This is a genomic window from Streptomyces sp. NPDC038707 (assembly GCF_040636485.1).
Taxonomy (GTDB): domain Bacteria; phylum Actinomycetota; class Actinomycetes; order Streptomycetales; family Streptomycetaceae; genus Streptomyces.
Genome location: NZ_JBEZUP010000013.1, coordinates 136,552 through 155,298, shown reverse-complemented (window position 1 = coordinate 155,298; position 18,747 = coordinate 136,552). Strand labels below are relative to the sequence as shown.

At 71.4% G+C, this 18,747-nt stretch carries 18 protein-coding genes; 12 read left to right on the top strand and 6 right to left on the bottom strand.

Annotated elements, in window-relative coordinates; translation table 11 throughout:
- Positions 1–113 precede the first annotated feature (113 nt).
- Together AB0E62_RS19865 and AB0E62_RS19860 are read right to left on the bottom strand one after the other, a co-directional pair.
- A complete protein-coding gene (locus AB0E62_RS19865; protein WP_362194981.1) occupies positions 114–1,256 on the bottom strand; it encodes a family 2 encapsulin nanocompartment cargo protein polyprenyl transferase in 1,143 nt (380 codons plus the stop codon).
- Positions 1,257–1,368: 112 nt separating this feature from the next.
- Positions 1,369–2,775, bottom strand: a complete 1,407-nt coding sequence (locus AB0E62_RS19860; protein WP_362194979.1) for a family 2B encapsulin nanocompartment shell protein — start codon at positions 2,773–2,775, stop codon at positions 1,369–1,371.
- A gap of 295 nt (positions 2,776–3,070) precedes the next feature.
- On the opposite strand from AB0E62_RS19860, the gene AB0E62_RS19855 reads away from it, so the two are divergent.
- Both AB0E62_RS19855 and AB0E62_RS19850 read left to right on the top strand, forming a co-directional pair.
- Positions 3,071–3,664 (top strand): N-acetylmuramoyl-L-alanine amidase, encoded by a 594-nt coding sequence (locus AB0E62_RS19855; RefSeq protein WP_362194977.1) that lies wholly within the window; start codon positions 3,071–3,073, stop codon positions 3,662–3,664.
- Between the two features lie 55 nt (positions 3,665–3,719).
- A complete protein-coding gene (locus AB0E62_RS19850) occupies positions 3,720–4,637 on the top strand; it encodes a pyridoxal-phosphate dependent enzyme (protein ID WP_362194975.1) in 918 nt (305 codons plus the stop codon).
- On the opposite strand, the gene AB0E62_RS19845 is transcribed toward AB0E62_RS19850, so the two are convergent.
- Complete coding sequence (locus tag AB0E62_RS19845) at positions 4,634–6,217, bottom strand: Na+/H+ antiporter (protein WP_362194973.1); 1,584 nt, start codon at positions 6,215–6,217, stop codon at positions 4,634–4,636. The genes AB0E62_RS19850 and AB0E62_RS19845 overlap by 4 nt on opposite strands.
- A 61-nt stretch (positions 6,218–6,278) precedes the next feature.
- Here AB0E62_RS19845 and AB0E62_RS19840 point away from each other — a divergent pair, with 61 nt between their 5' ends.
- The 3 genes from AB0E62_RS19840 to AB0E62_RS19830 all read left to right on the top strand — a co-directional run bounded on the left by AB0E62_RS19840 (position 6,279) and on the right by AB0E62_RS19830 (position 8,399).
- Entirely contained in the window at positions 6,279–6,539 is a 261-nt protein-coding gene (locus AB0E62_RS19840) for a UBP-type zinc finger domain-containing protein (RefSeq protein WP_362194970.1), read from the top strand.
- Positions 6,540–6,851: 312 nt separating this feature from the next.
- Positions 6,852–7,268 (top strand): anti-sigma regulatory factor, encoded by a 417-nt coding sequence (locus AB0E62_RS19835; RefSeq protein WP_030609825.1) that lies wholly within the window; start codon positions 6,852–6,854, stop codon positions 7,266–7,268.
- 18 nt (positions 7,269–7,286) lie between these two features.
- Entirely contained in the window at positions 7,287–8,399 is a 1,113-nt protein-coding gene (locus AB0E62_RS19830) for an RNA polymerase sigma factor SigF (protein WP_362194967.1), read from the top strand.
- Between the two features lie 81 nt (positions 8,400–8,480).
- Here the strand turns inward: AB0E62_RS19830 and AB0E62_RS19825 are convergent, their stop codons facing one another.
- Positions 8,481–8,933 (bottom strand): hypothetical protein, encoded by a 453-nt coding sequence (locus AB0E62_RS19825; protein ID WP_362194964.1) that lies wholly within the window; start codon positions 8,931–8,933, stop codon positions 8,481–8,483.
- A 148-nt stretch (positions 8,934–9,081) separates the two neighbouring features.
- Between AB0E62_RS19825 and AB0E62_RS19820 the strand changes: the two genes are divergently transcribed.
- Positions 9,082–10,050 carry a diacylglycerol kinase family protein gene (locus AB0E62_RS19820; RefSeq protein ID WP_362194961.1) on the top strand — a complete coding sequence of 323 codons (969 nt, stop codon included), beginning with the start codon at positions 9,082–9,084 and terminating at the stop codon, positions 10,048–10,050.
- Positions 10,051–10,371: 321 nt separating this feature from the next.
- On the top strand, positions 10,372–10,629 hold the full coding sequence (locus AB0E62_RS19815; RefSeq protein WP_003992873.1) for a WhiB family transcriptional regulator: 258 nt from the start codon (positions 10,372–10,374) through the stop codon (positions 10,627–10,629).
- A gap of 269 nt (positions 10,630–10,898) precedes the next feature.
- Here AB0E62_RS19815 and AB0E62_RS19810 read toward each other — a convergent pair whose 3' ends face one another.
- Both AB0E62_RS19810 and AB0E62_RS19805 read right to left on the bottom strand, forming a co-directional pair.
- On the bottom strand, positions 10,899–12,374 hold the full coding sequence (locus AB0E62_RS19810) for a PAS domain-containing sensor histidine kinase (RefSeq protein ID WP_362194958.1): 1,476 nt from the start codon (positions 12,372–12,374) through the stop codon (positions 10,899–10,901).
- Between the two features lie 326 nt (positions 12,375–12,700).
- The gene (locus tag AB0E62_RS19805; protein WP_362194955.1) at positions 12,701–13,333 is read right to left on the bottom strand and encodes a TetR/AcrR family transcriptional regulator; all 633 of its coding nucleotides are present in this window, start codon (positions 13,331–13,333) and stop codon (positions 12,701–12,703) included.
- 93 nt (positions 13,334–13,426) lie between these two features.
- Between AB0E62_RS19805 and AB0E62_RS19800 the strand changes: the two genes are divergently transcribed.
- The 5 genes from AB0E62_RS19800 (at position 13,427) to mctP (ending at position 18,624) form a co-directional block, all read left to right on the top strand.
- Positions 13,427–14,179: an SDR family oxidoreductase gene (locus AB0E62_RS19800; protein WP_362194952.1), complete on the top strand. Its 753-nt coding sequence runs from the start codon at positions 13,427–13,429 to the stop codon at positions 14,177–14,179.
- A gap of 108 nt (positions 14,180–14,287) precedes the next feature.
- Entirely contained in the window at positions 14,288–15,073 is a 786-nt protein-coding gene (gene nagB / locus AB0E62_RS19795; RefSeq protein WP_362194949.1) for a glucosamine-6-phosphate deaminase, read from the top strand.
- Between the two features lie 766 nt (positions 15,074–15,839).
- Positions 15,840–16,601, top strand: a complete 762-nt coding sequence (locus AB0E62_RS19790; RefSeq protein ID WP_362194946.1) for a GntR family transcriptional regulator — start codon at positions 15,840–15,842, stop codon at positions 16,599–16,601.
- Positions 16,602–16,735: 134 nt separating this feature from the next.
- A complete protein-coding gene (locus tag AB0E62_RS19785; protein WP_362194943.1) occupies positions 16,736–16,999 on the top strand; it encodes a DUF3311 domain-containing protein in 264 nt (87 codons plus the stop codon).
- Positions 16,996–18,624 carry a monocarboxylate uptake permease MctP gene (mctP, locus tag AB0E62_RS19780; protein WP_362194940.1) on the top strand — a complete coding sequence of 543 codons (1,629 nt, stop codon included), beginning with the start codon at positions 16,996–16,998 and terminating at the stop codon, positions 18,622–18,624. Before AB0E62_RS19785 ends, mctP begins: the two co-directional genes overlap by 4 nt.
- Positions 18,625–18,747: the final 123 nt, after the last annotated feature.

The following is an 18,747-nucleotide window of genomic DNA, read 5'->3' as shown; positions in this document are numbered from 1 at the left end:
CACACTGTGGGGGTGTGCGGGGCCCCTGACCGGAGTCTCCTTCGGCCGTGCGGGGTCAGGAGCCGCACGGACCCGGAGCCTCCGGGTTCTCCTCGGTCGCCGGCCGCCGGCGCTCAGCTGCTGCGCCGGGTGACGAACTCGGCGAGCGCCAGCAGACCGCCCGCCGCCTCCGGTTCGGGGACCGCGCGGGCCAGTTCCTGCATGGCCCGGGCCATCCGGTCGGCCGCCTCGGCCTGCGCCCAGTCCCGGCCGCCGGCCCGCTCCACCGCCAGTGCCGTACGCGCGATCTCCCCGGTCTCCGCCTCCTCGCCGAGGTACGGCTTGCCGTACAGCGCGGCCAGCTCGGACGCCGCCGGGGCGCCGGAGGTGAGCGCCGCCACCACCGGCAGAGACTTCTTGCGGGCGGCGAGATCCGCGCCGGCCGGCTTGCCGGTGTGCCGCGGGTCCCCCCATATACCGATCACGTCGTCGATCAGCTGGAAGGCGAGCCCGGCCTGGCGGCCGAAGCCGTCCAGCGCGGCCACCTCCTCCGCACCGGCTCCCGCGTACAGCGCGCCCAGCGCGCACGCGCAGCCCAGCAGTGCGCCGGTCTTGGCCTCGGCCATGGCGAGCACCTCGTCCAGCGTCACCGCGTCCGGAGCGCGCTGCTCCAGGGCGGTGTCCGCGTGCTGCCCCTCGCACAGCTCCACCACACAGGCCGCGAGCCGGGCCGCGGCCGGGACGGATGCGGGGTGCGGGTCCTCTGCGAGCAGCCGCAGGGCCAGCGCCTGGAGGGCGTCCCCGGCGAGGATCGCGTCGGTGTCCCCGAACACGGTCCAGGCCGTCGGCCGGTGCCGGCGGGTGGTGTCCCGGTCCATCACGTCGTCGTGCAACAGCGTGAAGTTGTGGACCAGTTCGACCGCCGCCGCGGCCCGGACCGCCGCCGCCCGGGCGGCCGGACCGCCGAGCGCGGCGGCCGCCGCCAGCACGAGCGCCGGCCGGATCGCCTTGCCCGCGTTGCCCGCCGCCGGTGTGCCGTCGGCGTGCTGCCAGCCGAAGTGGTAGAGCCCGATCCGGCGCATGGCACCGGGCAGCGACTCCACGGCCGCGCGCAGCTCCGGGTAGACCAGGGTCCTGGTGCGCTCCAGTTGCGCCAGGGCCTCCTGCCCGTCGAGCGGACCGGTGGCGGCCCCGGTGGTCTCCCGGGCCTCCCCCGCCGTGCCGGCGTACGGCACAGCGGGGGAACGCTCGTCGGTCTCCGTCATGTACTCGGCCATGCCTCCCCCTCGCCAGGTCCGCGCGAGCCGATGTCCCCCGGCCGCCCGGACGCGTTCCCCGAGGGCCTACCCGTCCCGGCGGCCGGGGACACGGCCACTACGTGCGGAAACGTCACCTCCACCGGCCGATCTCGACGTTCTCCAGAACACCGAGCGCGTCCGGCACCAGCACGGCGGCCGAGTAGTAGGCCGTCACCAGGTATTTGATGATGGCCTGCTCGTTGATCCCCATGAACCGGACGGACAGGCTCGGCTCGATCTCGTCCGGGATGCCGGACTGCCGCAGACCGATCACGCCCTGCTCGGACTCGCCGGTACGCATGGCGATGATGGAGGTCGTGCGGGCCTCGCTGACCGGGATCTTGTTGCACGGGTAGATCGGGACCCCGCGCCAGGTGGGGATGCGGTTGCCGCCGATGTCGATGGTCTCCGGGACCAGGCCCCGCTTGTTCAGCTCGCGGCCGAACGCGGCGATCGCGCGCGGGTGGGCCAGGAACAGCTTGGTGCCCCGGCGGCGGCTGAGCAGCTCGTCCATGTCGTCCGGGCTCGGCACCCCGTCGTGCGGCTGGATCCGCTGGTCGTACTCGCAGTTGCTGAGCAGGCCGAACTCGGGGTTGTTGACCAGTTCGTGCTCCTGGCGCTCCTTCAGCGCCTCGACCGTGAGCCTGAGTTGCTGCTCGGTCTGGTTCATCGGCTGGTTGTAGAGGTCGGCCACGCGCGAGTGGATGCGCAGGACGGTCTGGGCGATGCTCAGTTCGTACTCGCGCGGTCGCGGTTCGTAGTCCACGAAGGTGTGCGGGATGTCGGGCTCGCCGGAGTGGCCGGCCGCCAGCTCGACCGCCTTCTCGCCGTACTTGTTGGTCCGCTGCCGGGGGATCGAGCGCAGCCGCTCGAGGTGGGCGCGTAGCGAGTCGGCACGCTCGGCGACCTGCTGGAAGTCCTGGCGGCTGAGGACCAGCACCGTGGTCGCGGTGTCCGCGCGGACGGTGTACTCCCAGATCGCCTCCGGGTCGAGCAGCGCCTGGTCGCCGAAGTAGGCGCCGTCGGCGAGGACTCCGAGGACGGCGTCGTCTCCGTAGGGTCCCGTGCCGATCTTCTCCACCCGGCCGTGGGCCAGCAGGTACACCTCGTCGGTCCGGTGGCCGAAGTCGGCGATGACCTCGCCGGGCGCGATCTCGCGCTGGCGGCAGCGCCGGGCCAGTTCGGTCAGCACGTCCTCGTCCTCGTACGACCGCAGGGCCGGCAGTTCGCCCAGTTCGTTCGGGATGACCTCCACCTGGTCCCCGGTCTTCACAAAGGTGATGCGGCCGTCGCCGACGGCGTAGGTCAGCCGTCGGTTCACCCGGTAGGTGCCGCCCTGGACGTCGACCCAGGGAAGCGTGCGCAGCAGCCAGCGGGAGCTGATCTCCTGCATCTGCGGAACGGACTTGGTGGTGGTGGCCAGATTGCGCGCCGCCGCCGTCCCGAGGGACTGCTGCGGCCTGTTCTGATCGGTACGGACCTCTTCGCCTACCGACATAAGGAATTGCCCTCCCATGTATGCCCGGTGCCGCAGTGCACCGGGCACCGGTCTCACGTCCGAGCCTCCCAGCACCGACCGTGTCCGCGCCATTACCCGAAAGAGCGGGAATGGATCATCGGATTACTGGGCACGAAGAAGGATTTCGTCCAGGTCCGCACGGCAGCCGCCGGCTGTCCGGATCGGCTCGCACACCGTACGAACGATGTGTTCCGGGACGTCCGGTTTCGGTAGAAGCAGGCAGGACATCCGGCCGCGCTCACGGCCGGACGGGCACGGCACGAAGGAGTCGGGCATGGCCCCACCCATGTCGGCGAGCGAGTTCCTGGAGGCGCTGCGCGCCGAGGGCGTCACAGTCGTCGAGGTCGGCGACTGGCAGGACCACAACCGCAATCACAAGGGTCCCTGGGGACCCGTCCACGGCGTGATGATCCATCACACCGTGACCCGGGGCAGCGAGCGGACGGTGGACCTGTGCCGCGACGGCCACCCGGATCTGCCGGGCCCTCTGTGCCACGGCGTGATCACCAAGGACGGCAGGGTCCATCTGGTCGGCTACGGCCGCACCAACCACGCCGGGCTCGGCGACGACGAGGTGCTGCGGGCGGTGATCGCGGAGAAAGGGCTGCCGCCGGACAACGAGGCGAACACCGACGGCAACCGGCACTTCTACGGCTTCGAGTGCGAGAACCTCGGCGACGGGGAGGACCCCTGGCCGGACGAGCAGGTGGAGGCGGCGGTCCGGGCCGCCGCGGCCCTGTGCCGCCGGCACGGCTGGACGGAGCGGTCGGTCATCGGCCACCTGGAGTGGCAGCCGGGAAAGGTGGACCCACGGGGGGTCTCGATGCGTTCCCTGCGGGAGCGGGTGCGGGACCGGCTGAAGGAGTAGCCGCACCGGCGGCCGTGGCCGCACCGGCCGTCCCGCCGCGGGCGACAATGGAGCCGTGACCCGCACCGACCCGCTCGCCCCGCGCCTCCCCTCGCCCCTCCAGGAGGTGCGGGACCCCCGGTTCGAGCGCCGCGGGCTCCGGCTGCTGCTCAAGCGGGACGACCTCATCCACCCCCGCCTCGTCGGCAACAAGTGGCGCAAGCTGGTGCCGAACATCGCGGCGGCCGGCGGCCGGCCCCTGGTCACCTTCGGCGGGGCCTACTCCAACCACCTGCGGGCCACCGCCGCCGCGGGCCGGCTGCTGGGGCTGACCACCACGGGAGTGGTCCGCGGCCAGGAGCTGGCCGGCCGGCCGCTCAACCCGTCCCTGGCCCGGTGCGCGGCCGACGGCATGCGGCTGCACTTCGTCGACAGGTCGACGTACCGCCGCAAGACCGAGCCGGCGACCCTGGCCGGGATCCTGGGCGCGGCCGGCGCCGAAGGCGCGTACGTCGTCCCCGAAGGGGGAAGCAACGCCGAGGCGGTGCGGGGCTGCCGGGCGCTGGGCGCGGAACTACGCGGCCGGGCCGGGGTGGTCGCGGTCGCCTGCGGCACCGGCGGCACCCTCGCCGGGCTCGCCGCCGGACTGGGGGCGGACGGGCGCGCACTCGGCATACCGGTCCTGAAGGGCGGCTTCCTGGAGGCCGAAGTGCAGGCCTTGCAGGAACGTGCCTTCGGCTCCCGTACCGGCGCCTGGTCCCTGGACGACCGCTTCCACTTCGGCGGATACGCCCGGACGACCGCCGAACTGGAGGCGTTCGCACGTGACTTCGAGCAGCGCCACGGGCTGCCGGTGGAACGTCTCTATGTCGCCAAGTTGCTGTACGGACTTGTCGCCCTCGCGGAAGAGGGCGCCTTCGCGCGCGGGAGCGCGGTCGCCGCCGTCGTCACCGGGCGGCCGTTCCCGGAGCCCCCGGCCGCCCCGGAGGGCTAACCGGCCTCCCTGAAGGCCGCCGCCTCCTCCAGGTCCAGGCGCCTGAGCAGGGCGCGCAGCATCTCGTCGTCGATGTAGCGGCGGTCGCGGAGCCTGACGAAGACCTCGCGTTCGGCGCTGATCATCTCCCGGGACAGCCGGCGGTAGGTGTCGTCCACGGACTCGCCCGTGACCGGATTGACCTGGCCGAGCCGCTCCCAGACGGCGTTGCGGCGGCGCTCCAGGACGGTGCGCAGCCGGTCGACGAGCGGCGGCGGCAGGGTGTTGCGCTCGTCGGTGAGCAGGTCGTCGAGCCGGGCCTCGGCGGCCCGGGATGCCTGTGCCTGGGCGTTGGCCTCGGCGAGGGTCTCGGCCTGCCGGTCGCGGCCGGGGAACCGCAGCAGCCGGATCAGCGGCGGCAGCGTCACGCCCTGCACGACGAGCGTGCCGATGACGGTAGTGAAGGTCAGGAAGAGGATCAGGTTGCGCGGGCCGTCGGCCATGGTCGACGGGATGGCGAAGGCGATGGCCAGGGAGACGACCCCGCGCATGCCGGCCCAGGAGGTGACCATCGCGCCCCGCCAGGTGGGGTTCTCCTCGCGCGCGCGGATGCGTGCCGACAGCAGCCGGGGCAGGAAGGTGGCCGGATAGACCCAGACGAACCGGGCCACCACGACGACCAGGAAGACGGCGACCGCGTACCAGGCCGCGGCGGGGCCCTCGTACTCGCCGAGCCGCTTGAGGACGATCGGCAGTTGCAGACCGATCAGGGCGAACACCGCGGACTCCAGCACGAAGGCGACCATCTTCCACACCGCCTCCTCCTGGAGCCGGGTGGCGAAGTCGACCTCCCACGCGCGGTGGCCGAGGTAGAGGGCGACGACCACGACGGCGAGCACCCCGGAGGCGTGCGACTGCTCCGCGACCCCGTAGGCGACGAACGGGATCAGCAGCGACAGCGTGTTCTGCAGCAGCGGCTCGGTGAGACGGGTGCGCAGCCAGTGCAGGGGCACCATGAGGACCAGCCCGATCCCGACCCCGCCGACCGCGGCCAGCGCGAACTCGCCGATGCCGCCGGCCCAGCTGGCGCCCTCGCCGACGGCGGCCCCGAGCGCCACCTTGTAGGCGGTGATGGCGGTGGCGTCGTTCAGCAGGGACTCGCCCTGGAGGATGGTCGTGATCCGGGAGGGCAGGCCGACCCGGCGCGCGACCGCCGTGGCGGCCACCGCGTCCGGCGGGGCCACCACCGCGCCCAGCACCAGCGCGGCGGGCAGCGACAGCCCGGGGACGATCACGTACGCGGCCCAGCCGACGACGACGGTCGCGAAGAGGACGTAGCCGACCGAGAGCAGCGCCACCGGCCGCAGTTGCGCGCGCAGGTCCAGGTAGGAGCTGTCGGTCGCCGAGGTGTACAGCAGCGGGGGCAGCAGCAGCGGCAGGACCACGTGCGGGTCGAGGGTGTACGACGGCACGCCGGGGAGGTAGGAGACCGCGAGGCCCACGGCGACCAGCAGCAGCGGGGCCGGCGCGGGGGTGCGCCGGGCCGCCGCGGCCACCGCCGCACTGCCCGCCACCAGCAACAGCAGCGGCATCACGTCCAAGTTCCTCGCCCACCCTCGTCGTCCGCGCGGTCATCCGCACACCCGTCGTAATCTGGCAATCATGAAACAGTGCACGCACGCCGACGCGCTGCCGCACCCGGAACCGGCGCCGCTCGCCGAGACCTGCCCGGAGTGCCTGCGGGACGGCACTCACCCGGTGCAGCTGCGGCTGTGCCTCACCTGTGGTCATGTCGGCTGCTGCGACTCCTCGCCGGGGCGGCACGCGACGGAGCACCACGCGCGGACCGGTCATCCGGTGATGCGGACCTTCGAGCCCGGCGAGGACTGGCGGTGGTGCTTCGTCGACCACGTGCTCGTCTGACCCGCGTCCGTTCGACCCGGACTTCTCACCGGACCGCGTTCTCGTGTGACACTGCTTGTGGCGGCTTCCGCACGACGGTTCGAGCGTCTGACGTCTGGGTACGTCAATCCGGCGCGCGCTCTTCCCATTTGGGCCCGCCCACCCTCTAGACACGGAGCGTATCCGGAGCTTTACTGTGAGTGACGCCAGGGGGTTGGGGTCCCGGGGACAGGAACGTTCGGAGCGCGATAGCGTCACCGCTTGAACCACGTACGCGTTACCCCGGGGGGCGACCCTCGGCCCCGTAAAGCTTGTACCACCATGGAGGTGAGGGTGTCCCAGATCGCAGGCGAGCCCGCGGCGAACCAGGACTTCGTGGAAGTCCGGCTGCCGGCCGCGGGTGCCTACCTGTCGGTGCTGCGGACGGCCACGGCCGGTCTGGCGGCCCGCTTGGACTTCACCCTGGACGAAATCGAGGATCTGCGCATCGCCGTGGACGAGGCCTGCGCGATCCTGCTCCAGCAAGCCGTGCCCGGCTCGGTGCTCAGCTGTGTCTTCCGGCTGGTCGACGACTCGCTGGAAGTGACGGTGTCGGCGCCGACGACCGACGGCCACGCCCCTTCGCGGGACACCTTCGCCTGGACCGTGCTGTCGGCCCTGGCGGGCAAGGTCTCCTCCGCCGTGGACGAGGACAAGACGGTCTCGATCAGCCTCTACAAACAGCGTGGTGTCGGCCCCGGGCCGGCGTGAAGGAACGGGGACGGGCCGGTGCGGGACGAAGATCGCGGCACACGGGAGCTGCCGACCGGGGACGGGGGTCCCTCCTGGTCGGGTGACGCCGAGACCTCCGGGGCGGACCCCCGGGACGGTTCCCGGCGCATGGCGGACGGCATCGACGGCATCCCCGAGCAGGCCAGGCCGCACCCGGAGGACGACTCCGCGCGTGCCGCCGGTGACGACGCCGTACCGGGCGCGCCGCCGGCGTCGCACGACGGCGCCGCATCCGCCGTCCGCACGGGGGCCAGGGCTCGGGGAAGGGCTACGGGCGGGACGATGAGCGAGCACGAGCGATACGCCGAGGACGACGCGCCGGACACGGAGGCCGTCCAGGCCGCACAGCACGACGTCCAGGACCGCAGCGGGGCGCGGGCGATGTTCGTCGAGCTGCGCTCGCTGCCCGGGGGCAGTCCGCAGTACGCGGAGCTGCGCAACCAGCTCGTCCGTATGCATCTGCCGCTCGTGGAGCACCTGGCGCGCCGGTTCCGCAACCGCGGCGAGCCGCTGGACGACCTCACCCAGGTCGCCACGATCGGTCTGATCAAGTCCGTCGACCGGTTCGACCCCGAGCGCGGGGTGGAGTTCTCCACCTACGCCACCCCGACGGTCGTCGGCGAGATCAAGCGGCACTTCCGTGACAAGGGCTGGGCGGTCCGCGTGCCGCGCCGGCTCCAGGAACTGCGGCTCTCCCTGACCACCGCGACGGCCGAGCTGTCCCAGCTGCACGGCCGGTCGCCGACGGTCCACGAGCTGGCCGAGAAGCTGGCCATCTCGGAGGAGGAGGTCCTGGAGGGCCTGGAGTCGGCGAACGCGTACTCCACGCTGTCCCTGGACGTCCCCGACACGGACGACGAGTCGCCGGCGGTCGCCGACACCCTGGGCGCCGAGGACGAGGCGCTGGAGGGCGTGGAGTACCGCGAGTCCCTCAAACCGCTGCTGGAGGACCTGCCGCCGCGCGAGAAGCGGATCCTGCTGCTGCGCTTCTTCGGGAACATGACCCAGTCGCAGATCGCGCAGGAGGTCGGCATCTCCCAGATGCACGTCTCCCGGCTGCTGGCCCGCACCCTGGCCCAGCTGCGGGAGAAGCTCCTCGTGGAGGAGTGAGAGCGCCGCCGCCCGGCACGGTGAGCCTGGAGCGACGCCTCCGGCCGGCTCCGTGGGCCCTGCCCCGTACGCCGGCGTCCCCTACTCGGCCCGGCCGGGCCCCTTGATGCCGAGGGCCCGGGTGGTCTCGCCGTTGACGAGGAGCACCAGCGCGGCGATGGCGACCGCGGCGAGGACGATGCCCGCCGGGATGGCCATGCTGTCGGCCTGGACCAGGCTGTAGGCCACCGGGAGCGCCATGAGCTGGGTGATCACCGCGGGGCCCCGGCTCCAGCCGCGCCGCAGCAGCAGCCCGCGCGCGGCGAGCAGGGGCAGCAGCGCGAGGACGATCAGCGTGATGCCGAGGGTCACGGCCTGCTGGCGGTCGTCCGGTTCCCCGGTGACGCCGCGGACCAGCACCCACAGGCCGCCGGCCACCAGAGCGGCGCCCTCCAGCGCGGCCAGCACCGCCGCGTACGTCAGCCGGCGCGGGCGGGGTCCCTCGGGGGCGGCTGTCTCGGCGGTGGCGGGGGCGGGCTTCTGCTGACTGCTCACCCTTGAAGGGTAGCCGTAGCGCCCCGGTGGCGGCCGGGCACCCGGCGGGACGCGCCCGGCGGAACGTGTCCATGCTCACGCCCCCGCCTCTTACCGGATCCCTACCTCGGTCTGGGCCGGGTACCCCCCAGTAGGTACCCTGCCATGCATGCGTGCACTTCTCGTGGTCAATCCGGCGGCTACCACCACAAGCGCACGCAGACGTGATGTGCTCATCCACGCGCTGGCGAGCGAGATGAAGCTGGAGGCGGTCACCACCGAGTACCGCGGCCACGCCCGCGACCTCGGCCGGCAGGCGGCGGAGAGCGACGACATCGACCTGGTGGTGGCGCTCGGCGGCGACGGCACGGTGAACGAGGTCGTCAACGGCCTGCTGCACGCCGGCCCGGACCCGGAGCACCTGCCCGGTCTGGCCGTCGTCCCCGGTGGCTCCACGAACGTCTTCGCCCGGGCTCTGGGCCTGCCCAACGATCCCGTCGAGGCCACCGGCGCGCTGCTGGACGCGCTGCGCGACGGCACCGAGCGGATCGTCGGCCTCGGGCTGACGTCGGGCCCGCCGGGCAGCGAGGACGAGGCGGTGCCGCCCCGCTGGTTCACCTTCAACGCCGGGCTCGGCTTCGACGCGGGCGTGGTGGGCCGGGTCGAGCAGCAGCGCGAGCGCGGGAAGAAGTCGACCCACGCGCTGTACGTCCGGCAGGTGGTCCGGCAGTTCCTGGGCGAGCCGAACCGCCGGAACGGCACGATCACCCTGGAACGGCCCGGCGCGGACCCGGTCGAGGATCTCGTCGTCGCCATAGTCTCGAACACGTCCCCGTGGACGTATCTCGGCAACCGCCCCATGTACACCTCGCCCAAGGCGTCGTTCGACACGGGCATCGACGTACTGGGTCTCAGCCGCCTGTCGACGGCCGCGGTTGCCCGGTATGGCACCCAGTTGCTCACTTCGTCCCCCGAGCGCGGACCGCACGGCAAGCATGCGGTCTCCCTCCATGATCTGGATCAGTTCACCTTGCATTCGAAGGTGCCGCTGCCCCTCCAGATGGACGGTGACCACCTGGGGTTGCGTACGAGCGTGACGTTCACAGGCGTACGCCGTGCACTGCGTGTGATTGTGTGAGCGGAACGGGCAAAAGTCCTTTCACTCGAACGTTTAGGCCAGGATCCACCCCATGGAAGTACGGCTGTGACCTAGTCGACACCGAGGAATCAAAAAAAACTTTCCGGAAGGGGTTGTATCCGCCGCCGAGGTTTGCGAGTCTCTACGTGGCGATCGGGACGGCCCGCAACACCGGCCTCCACTGATCACCGGAACCCCTCTTCAAATCAAGGACCACGCCGGGTGTGAACTCGGCGGTCGGCCCTTCACTTGTTGGGGGATTCGTGAAAGCGTTCACATTCACAAGCAACCTGCACGTAATACCAAGGAGAGGTAGCAGCCATGGACTGGCGTCACAACGCCGTTTGCCGCGAGGAAGACCCCGAGCTCTTCTTCCCCATCGGCAACACCGGTCCTGCGCTGCTGCAGATCGAGGAAGCCAAGGCCGTCTGCCGTCGCTGCCCGGTGATCGAGCAGTGTCTGCAGTGGGCGCTCGAGTCCGGTCAGGACTCCGGCGTCTGGGGTGGTCTCAGCGAGGACGAGCGCCGCGCCATGAAGCGCCGCGCCGCCCGCAACCGGGCCCGTCAGGCCTCCGCCTGACACATCCACCCCTGCTGACAGCCTGAGCTTGGCGGCGCGCACAGCACGTACGCATCTCCCGCCCCCGAGCCGCAGCGCGCAGTTCCCCCGGAGCGCTTAGCGATACAAGCAGAGCAGCAACGAGCATCAGCCTCGGACCAATGGCGGTCCGGGGCTTTTTGCTGTGCCCGTACGCACCGCCCGCGGCGCCCTGGCGATGCGTTCTGCGAGGAACGCCTTGGCCGGCGAGGAAGTTGCCGCCGGCCTCGGCACCGCCGCGAAGAGGGTGCCTATTTCTGGGCCCGTACCGGGATGTCCAGGATCACCCGGGTCCCGCGCACGGCCGCCGGCACCATGTCGAAGGATCCGCCCAACTCGCCCTCCACCAGCGTTCGTACGATCTGCAGGCCGAGGTTGCCGGAGCGGTGCGGGTCGAAGTCCTCGGGCAGGCCGACGCCGTCGTCCTGGACGGTGACCAGCAGCCGGGCCTCCTTGGTGGTGCCCCCGCGCACCGCGGAGACCTCGACCGTGCCGGTGTCCCCCTCGCGGAAGCCGTGCTCCAGGGCGTTCTGCAGGATCTCGGTGAGGACCATGGACAGCGGAGTGGCCACCTCGGCGTCGAGTATGCCGAACCGTCCGGTGCGCCGGCCGGTGACCTTGCCCGGCGAGATCTCGGCGACCATGGCCAGCACCCGGTCCGCGATGTCGTCGAACTCGACCCGCTCGTCCAGGTTCTGGGACAGCGTCTCGTGCACGATGGCGATGGAGCCGACCCGGCGGACCGCCTCCTCCAGGGCCTCCCGGCCGCGCTCGGAGTCGATGCGCCGGGCCTGGAGCCGCAGCAGGGCCGCGACCGTCTGGAGGTTGTTCTTCACCCGGTGGTGGATCTCCCGGATGGTGGCGTCCTTCGTGATCAACTCGCGTTCGCGGCGCCTCAGTTCCGTGACGTCCCGGAGCAGCACCAGCGAACCGATGCGGGTTCCCTTGGGCTTGAGCGGGATGGCCCGGAACTGGATGACACCGTCGTTCGCCTCGATCTCGAACTCGCGCGGTGCCCAGCCACTGGCCACCTTGGCCAGCGCCTCGTCGACCGGTCCCCGGGTGGGGGCGAGTTCGGCGGTGGTCTGCCCGAGGTGCTGTCCGACCAGGTCGGAGGCGAGGCCCAGCCGGTGGTAGGCGGAGAGGGCGTTCGGGGAGGCGTACTGGACGATGCCGTCCGCGTCCAGCCGGATCAGGCCGTCGCCGACGCGCGGCGAGGCGTCCATGTCGACCTGCTGGCCGGGGAACGGGAAGGAGCCGGCGGCGATCATCTGCGCGAGGTCGGAGGCGCTCTGGAGATAGGTCAGCTCCAGACGGCTCGGGGTGCGCACGGTGAGCAGGTTGGTGTTCCGGGCGATCACGCCGAGGACGCGGCCCTCACGCCGTACCGGGATGGACTCGACCCGTACGGGGACCTCTTCGCGCCACTCCGGGTCGCCCTCGCGCACGATGCGGCCCTCGTCCAGCGCCGCGTCCAGCATCGGCCGCCGGCCGCGCGGGACCAGGTGGCCGACCATGTCGTCCTGGTACGAGGTCGGGCCGGTGTTGGGCCGCATCTGGGCGACCGAGACGTACCGGGTGCCGTCCCGGGTGGGGACCCAGAGCACCAGGTCGGCGAAGGAGAGGTCGGAGAGCAGCTGCCACTCCGAGACCAGCAGGTGGAGCCACTCGAGGTCGGAGTCGTCCAGGGCGGTGTGCTGGCGTACGAGTTCGTTCATGGAGGGCACGTGTGCGAGCGTACCCGGGGCCTGACGGTGGCCGAAAAAACACCCGCGGGCCGCGGCGCCTGGAAGGGACCCTCAACCCTCACCGGCACCGCAGCCCGGAGCATCAACGGCCGTGGGGTGTGCGGTCCCGGTCGGCCGAAGGTCGAGGAGCCGGGGCAGTCAGGGCAGAGAGCACCGGATCCTCGGTCCGCCTTCCTGTGCGGGGAAGACGGAGGCTTGTTGTTGTTCGATTCTGGACTAGACCACGTCATCGTGTCCATGGTGCGGAAACGTCCGCGCCGCGACAGGCGCCGGCCCGCGATGCCACGCAGCCTAGCCCGCCCGGGTCAGTCGTGGGGCCAGATGGCCATGGCAATTTCCGCGAGTGCTTCCAGTTCCTCCCGGCGTGCGCCGTCGCGGGCCTGCTGGGACATGCCCTGGATCACGGCGCCGGTGTGCCGGGCGAGGGCGGTGGCGTCGGTACCGGCCGGCAGCAGCCCGGCGGCGATGTCCGCCCGGACGCGGGCCTCGAAGGCGGCGATGTTGGCGTTGCGCCGCTCCCGCAGCAGCGCCTCGACCTCGGGGTTGGTGCAGTTGGTGGCGGCGTGGATGACCATGCAGCCGTGCGGATGGGCCGGGTCGGTGTAGACGGCGGCGGCCTCGCGGAGCAGACGTGCGACGGCCTCGCGGGCCGTGGGTTCCTCGGCGAGGGCGCGCTCGCCGAAGGCGCCGTGCGTGCCGTTGTAGACGCGGACGACCTCGTCGAAGAGGGACTGCTTGTCGCCGAAGGCCGCGTACAGACTGGGCGCGCCGATGCCCATCACGCGGGTGAGGTCGGAGACCGAGGTGGCCTCGTACCCGCGCTCCCAGAAGGCCATCAGCGCCTTTTCCAGCGCCGTGGCGCGGTCGAAGGAGCGCGGCCGGCCCCGCGTCCGGCCCGCGCCGCCGTTCTTCGTCCCCGTGTCCTGTCCCGTCGCCATACGGACCATTTTATAGCGACCCCTAGAAAATTGTCGGCGAGGTGGTGTACGGTCTTTCTGTAGCGACCGCTAGACAATTCTGGAGGGGCGGCCATGGGTGCGCTGACGGGGAAGACGGCACTGGTCACGGGCGCGAGCCGGGGCATCGGTCGGGGCATCGCCGAGCGGCTGGCGCGCGACGGTGCCCGCGTGGCGGTGCACTACGGCACCAATGAGCGGGCCGCCAAGGAGACGGTGGCCGCGATCGGGTCGGCGGGCGGCTCCGCGTTCGCGATCGGGGTGGAGCTGGGCACGCCCGGTGACGCCGAGCGGCTGTGGGCGGAGTTCGACCGGCACGCGGACGGGGTGGACATCCTGGTGAACAACGCGGGCATCGGCACGTCCGCGCCGATCGAGGAACTGAGCGAGGAGGAGTACGACCGGGTCTTCGCGGTAAATGTGAAGGCGCCGTTCCACCTGGTCCGGCACGGACTGGGGCGCCTGCGGGACGGCGGCCGGGTCATCAACATCTCCTCCGGGCTAGCCCGCACCGCGGTGATGCCGGACAAGGTGGCGTACGCGATGACGAAGGCCGCCCTGGACGTCTTCTCCCGCGACCTGTCCAAGCTGCTGGGCCCCCGCGGGATCACGGTGAACTCGGTGGCTCCCGGCATCATCGACACCGACAACACCGCGGACTTCCTGCACCGCACCGAGGACGGCCAGGCCCGGGCCGCCGCGATATCGGCGCTCGGGCGCGTCGGGACACCGGCGGACGTGGCCGACGCGGTCGCCTTCCTGGCCTCGGCGGACGGCCGCTGGGTGACCGGCCACTGGCTGGACGCGACGGGCGGTTCCCTCACCTGAGAGTTTCCCGGGACTTCCCCGTTTCCCCCCGCCCTCGGGATGCCGTCTCTGTTAGATTGGTCTAAACCACTAGACGCACAGAGCCCACTTCAGAACGGCAGGCCCAGCGTGGAAGTTGTCATCGTTCCGGATGCCGCGGCGGGCGGCGAACTGATCGCCGAGGCCATGGCCCGGCTGCTGCGGCGCAAGCCCGACGCCCTGCTCGGCGTGGCCACCGGTTCCACCCCGCTGCCCATCTACGAGGCACTGACCGCCAAGGTGCGCTCCGGCGCGGTCGACACCTCCCGGGCGCGGATCGCGCAGCTCGACGAGTACGTGGGGCTGCCCTCGGACCACCCCGAGTCCTACCGCTCGGTGCTGCGCCGCGAGGTGCTGGAGCCGCTGGGCATAGGGATGGACGCGTTCATGGGTCCGGACGGCACGGCCCAGGACGTGCAGGCGGCGTGCGAGGCGTACGACCGCGCACTCGCCGAGGCCGGCGGGGTGGACCTCCAGCTGCTCGGCATCGGGACCGACGGGCACATCGGGTTCAACGAGCCCTGCTCCTCGCTCGCCTCGCGCACCCGGATCAAGACGCTGACCGAGCAGACCCGGGTCGACAACGCCCGCTTCTTCGACGGTGACATCGAGCAGGTCCCGCACCACGTCATCACCCAGGGCATCGGGACGATCCTGGAGGCCCGGCACCTGGTGCTGCTGGCGACGGGCGAGGGCAAGGCGGACGCGGTCGCGGCGACCGTCGAGGGCCCGGTCGCCGCGGTCTGCCCCGCCTCCGCGCTCCAGCTCCACCCGCACGCCACGGTGGTCGTCGACGAGGCCGCCGCGTCCAAACTGAAGCTGGCCGACTACTTCCGCCACACCTACGCCAACAAGCCGGAGTGGCAGGGCCTCTGACGAAGGCCCCGTCGGCACCGACGGCAGGCTCCGGCGCGGGAAGGACAGGACCGGCCGGCCACTGGCGGCGCGGCATCACCGGCCGCCACGGTCCGGGCCGGCCGGCCGCACGGACGGGGGCGGCCGGGCCTGACGGGTGCGGCTCGCCGCACCGGCCGCGGGAACGGGCGTCGACGCGTCCGGCCGGCGGACAGGGGCGGTCGGCGTGGACAGGGACGGCTTGTGGGCGGGGGTGGTCACCCCCGCCGCCAGTGCGGGACCCACGCACCCTCGGGGTCACCCCCGTCGTCCCCCGCGGCCTCGCCGCGCTCCGCGCGCCGCGCGGGAACCGGGTGGCGGCGGCGCCGCTCGACCGCTGCCGGGCACCGGCCGCACCGGACGTACGGGCACGTTTCGCACAGGGCGCGCGCAGGGTACCGGCCCCCGGCATTCGGGGCGCGGCGGGACGACGGGGCGGGCGTGGCGTCGGCGGAGAAGCCCGCGCCTCCGGCGGAGCGATGCTCGGCTGCGCGCTCCGGTGCCGAGCCGTGCGCTCGCCCTTCCCGTCCTGGTCCAGGCGCCGGTGTGGCTCTGGCCCCTGGCCCGGCTTGGCGCCATCCCGACTCCCGCCGGGGCGATGGACTAGACCAACAGCGGGTGCGGCGGTATACAGAGGGGATCACGGAGCGTGCGGGTGGAGTGCTGGCAGAGCAACCCGTGCCACGATGTGAGCCGTGGCCGATGGGATGTCGGTCGCTTTCGGCATTCGGAGCCGGGAAGGCAGAGCATGAGCACCGACGTCAGCAGTGCGGAGAACGAGGCCGGCACCACCCGTACCGCGCGTGTGCCGAAGTACTACCGCTTGAAGAAGCACTTGCTCGACATGACGGAGACCCAGGCGCCGGGTACGCCGGTCCCGCCCGAACGCACGCTGGCCGCCGAGTTCGACACGTCCCGCACCACGGTCCGCCAGGCCCTGCAAGAGCTGGTCGTGGAAGGCCGGCTCGAACGCATCCAGGGCAAGGGCACCTTCGTGGCCAAGCCCAAGGTCTCCCAGGCCCTCCAGCTCACCTCCTACACCGAGGACATGCGGGCGCAGGGCCTGGAGCCGACCTCGCAGCTGCTGGACATCGGGTACGTCACGGCCGACGACCGGCTCGCCGGGCTGCTCGACATCACCTCCGGCGGCCGGGTGCTGCGCATCGAGCGGCTGCGCATGGCCAACGGTGAGCCGATGGCGATCGAGACCACCCATCTGTCGGCCAAGCGGTTCCCCGCCCTGCGGCGCTCGCTGGTGAAGTACACCTCGCTGTACACCGCGCTCGCCGAGGTCTACGACGTCCATCTCGCCGAGGCCGAGGAGACCATCGAGACCTCCCTGGCCACCCCCCGCGAGGCCGGGCTGCTCGGCACCGACGTCGGCCTGCCGATGCTGATGCTCTCCCGCCACTCGCTGGACCTCGAGGGCAAGCCGGTGGAGTGGGTGCGCTCGGTCTACCGCGGCGACCGTTACAAGTTCGTCGCCCGCCTCAAGCGGCCTGTGGAGTAACGGCCGGGCACCCGAGGGACACGTTCGCTGAATCGATATACCGATATGCGGACGGGGGCTTTCGCTGTCTTGACGTGGTCACCTACATTTCCAGCTCATTGCACAGGTGATCAGCGAGGGGACGGAGCCGTGGCATGTCCGAAACGCCAGAAGTGAGACCACCGGTGGTGACACCGGTCAGGGTGATCATCGCCCTGTGTCTCGTCGCGCCCTTCGTGGCGATGCTGTGGGTCGGCTCGTACGCCAAGGTCGATCCCACGCTCATCGGGATCCCGTTCTTCTACTGGTACCAGATGCTCTGGGTCCTGATCTCCACGGCGCTCACCATGCTGGCGTACAAGCTCTGGCAGCATGACCAGCGCTCCCGCAAGGAAGCGAGCGGGGGTGTGGCGAAGTGAAGGACGGAGTCAACGGCGTCGCGCTCGGCGTCTTCATCTTCTTCTTCCTGGCCGTCACGGTCCTGGGCTTCCTGGCCGCGCGCTGGCGCAGGGCCGAGAACGAGCACTCCCTGGACGAATGGGGCCTGGGCGGGCGGTCGTTCGGTACCTGGATCACCTGGTTCCTGCTCGGTGGTGACCTGTACACGGCGTACACCTTCGTCGCCGTGCCGGCGGCGATCTACGCGGCGGGCGCGTCCGGCTTCTTCGCGGTGCCGTACACGATCCTGGTGTACCCGCTGATCTTCACCTTCCTGCCCCGCCTGTGGTCGGTCTCGCACCGCCACGGCTACGTCACGACCTCCGACTTCGTGCGCGGCCGGTTCGGCTCCAAGGGCCTGTCGCTGGCGGTGGCGGTGACCGGCATCCTGGCGACGATGCCGTACATCGCGCTCCAGCTCGTCGGCATCCAGGCCGTGCTGGACGTGATGGGCGTCGGCGGCGGCGAGGACACCAACTGGTTCGTCAAGGACCTGCCGCTGCTCATCGCCTTCGGTGTGCTGGCGGCCTACACCTACTCCTCCGGCCTGCGCGCGCCCGCGCTGATCGCGTTCGTCAAGGACACGCTGATCTACATCGTCATCGCGGTGGCGATCATCTACATCCCGATCAAGCTGGGCGGCTTCGACGACATCTTCGCCAAGGCGGGCCACGCGTTCAGCCAGGTCAACCCGGCCACCGGCAAGCCGCGCGGGGCGCTCGCGCCGCCGGAGGCGGGCCAGTGGACGTACGCCACGCTGGCGCTCGGGTCGGCGCTCGCGCTGTTCATGTACCCGCACTCGATCACCGCGACCCTCTCGTCCCGGAGCCGTGAGGTGATCCGCCGCAACACCACGATCCTGCCGCTGTACTCCCTGATGCTGGGCCTGCTGGCGCTGCTGGGCTTCATGGCGATCGCGGCCGGGGTGAAGGTCTCCAACGGCCAGCTGGCCATCCCGCAGTTGTTCGAGGACATGTTCCCGGACTGGTTCACGGGCGTGGCGTTCGCGGCGATCGGCATCGGCGCCCTGGTCCCGGCGGCGATCATGTCCATCGCGGCGGCCAACCTCTTCACCCGCAACATCTACAAGGACTTCATCAAGCCGAACGCGACGGCCGCGGAGGAGACCAAGGTCTCCAAGCTGGTCTCCCTGCTGGTGAAGGTCGGCGCGCTGGTCTTCGTCCTCACCATGGACAAGACCGTCGCCATCAACTTCCAGCTGCTGGGCGGCATCTGGATCATGCAGACGTTCCCGGCCCTGGTCGGCGGTCTGTTCACCCGCTGGTTCCACCGCTGGGCGCTGCTGGCCGGCTGGGCGGTCGGCATGGTCTACGGCACGGTCGCCGCGTACGGGGTGGCCTCGCCGACGCAGAAGCACTTCGGCGGCTCCGCGAAGGAGATCCCCGGCATCGGCGAGATCGGCTACATCGGCCTGATGGCGTTCGTGCTGAACGTCGTGGTCACCGTGGTGCTGACGTTCGTCCTGAAGGCCGTGAAGGCCCCCGAGGGCATCGACGAGACCAAGCCGGAGGACTACACCGCGGACTCCGGTGACCCGGGCGTCCAGGTGGAACTGCCGCCCGCCACGGCCGGCGCCGGTCACTGACCACGCCCGCACGGACTCAGGGCCCCACTGCGACGGGCCGCCGGGAGCACGACGACCGGCGGCCCGTCGTCGTACCCGCCCGGCACCGTCGACGCGGGGCCGGGCGGCCCAAGGACCGGCGGG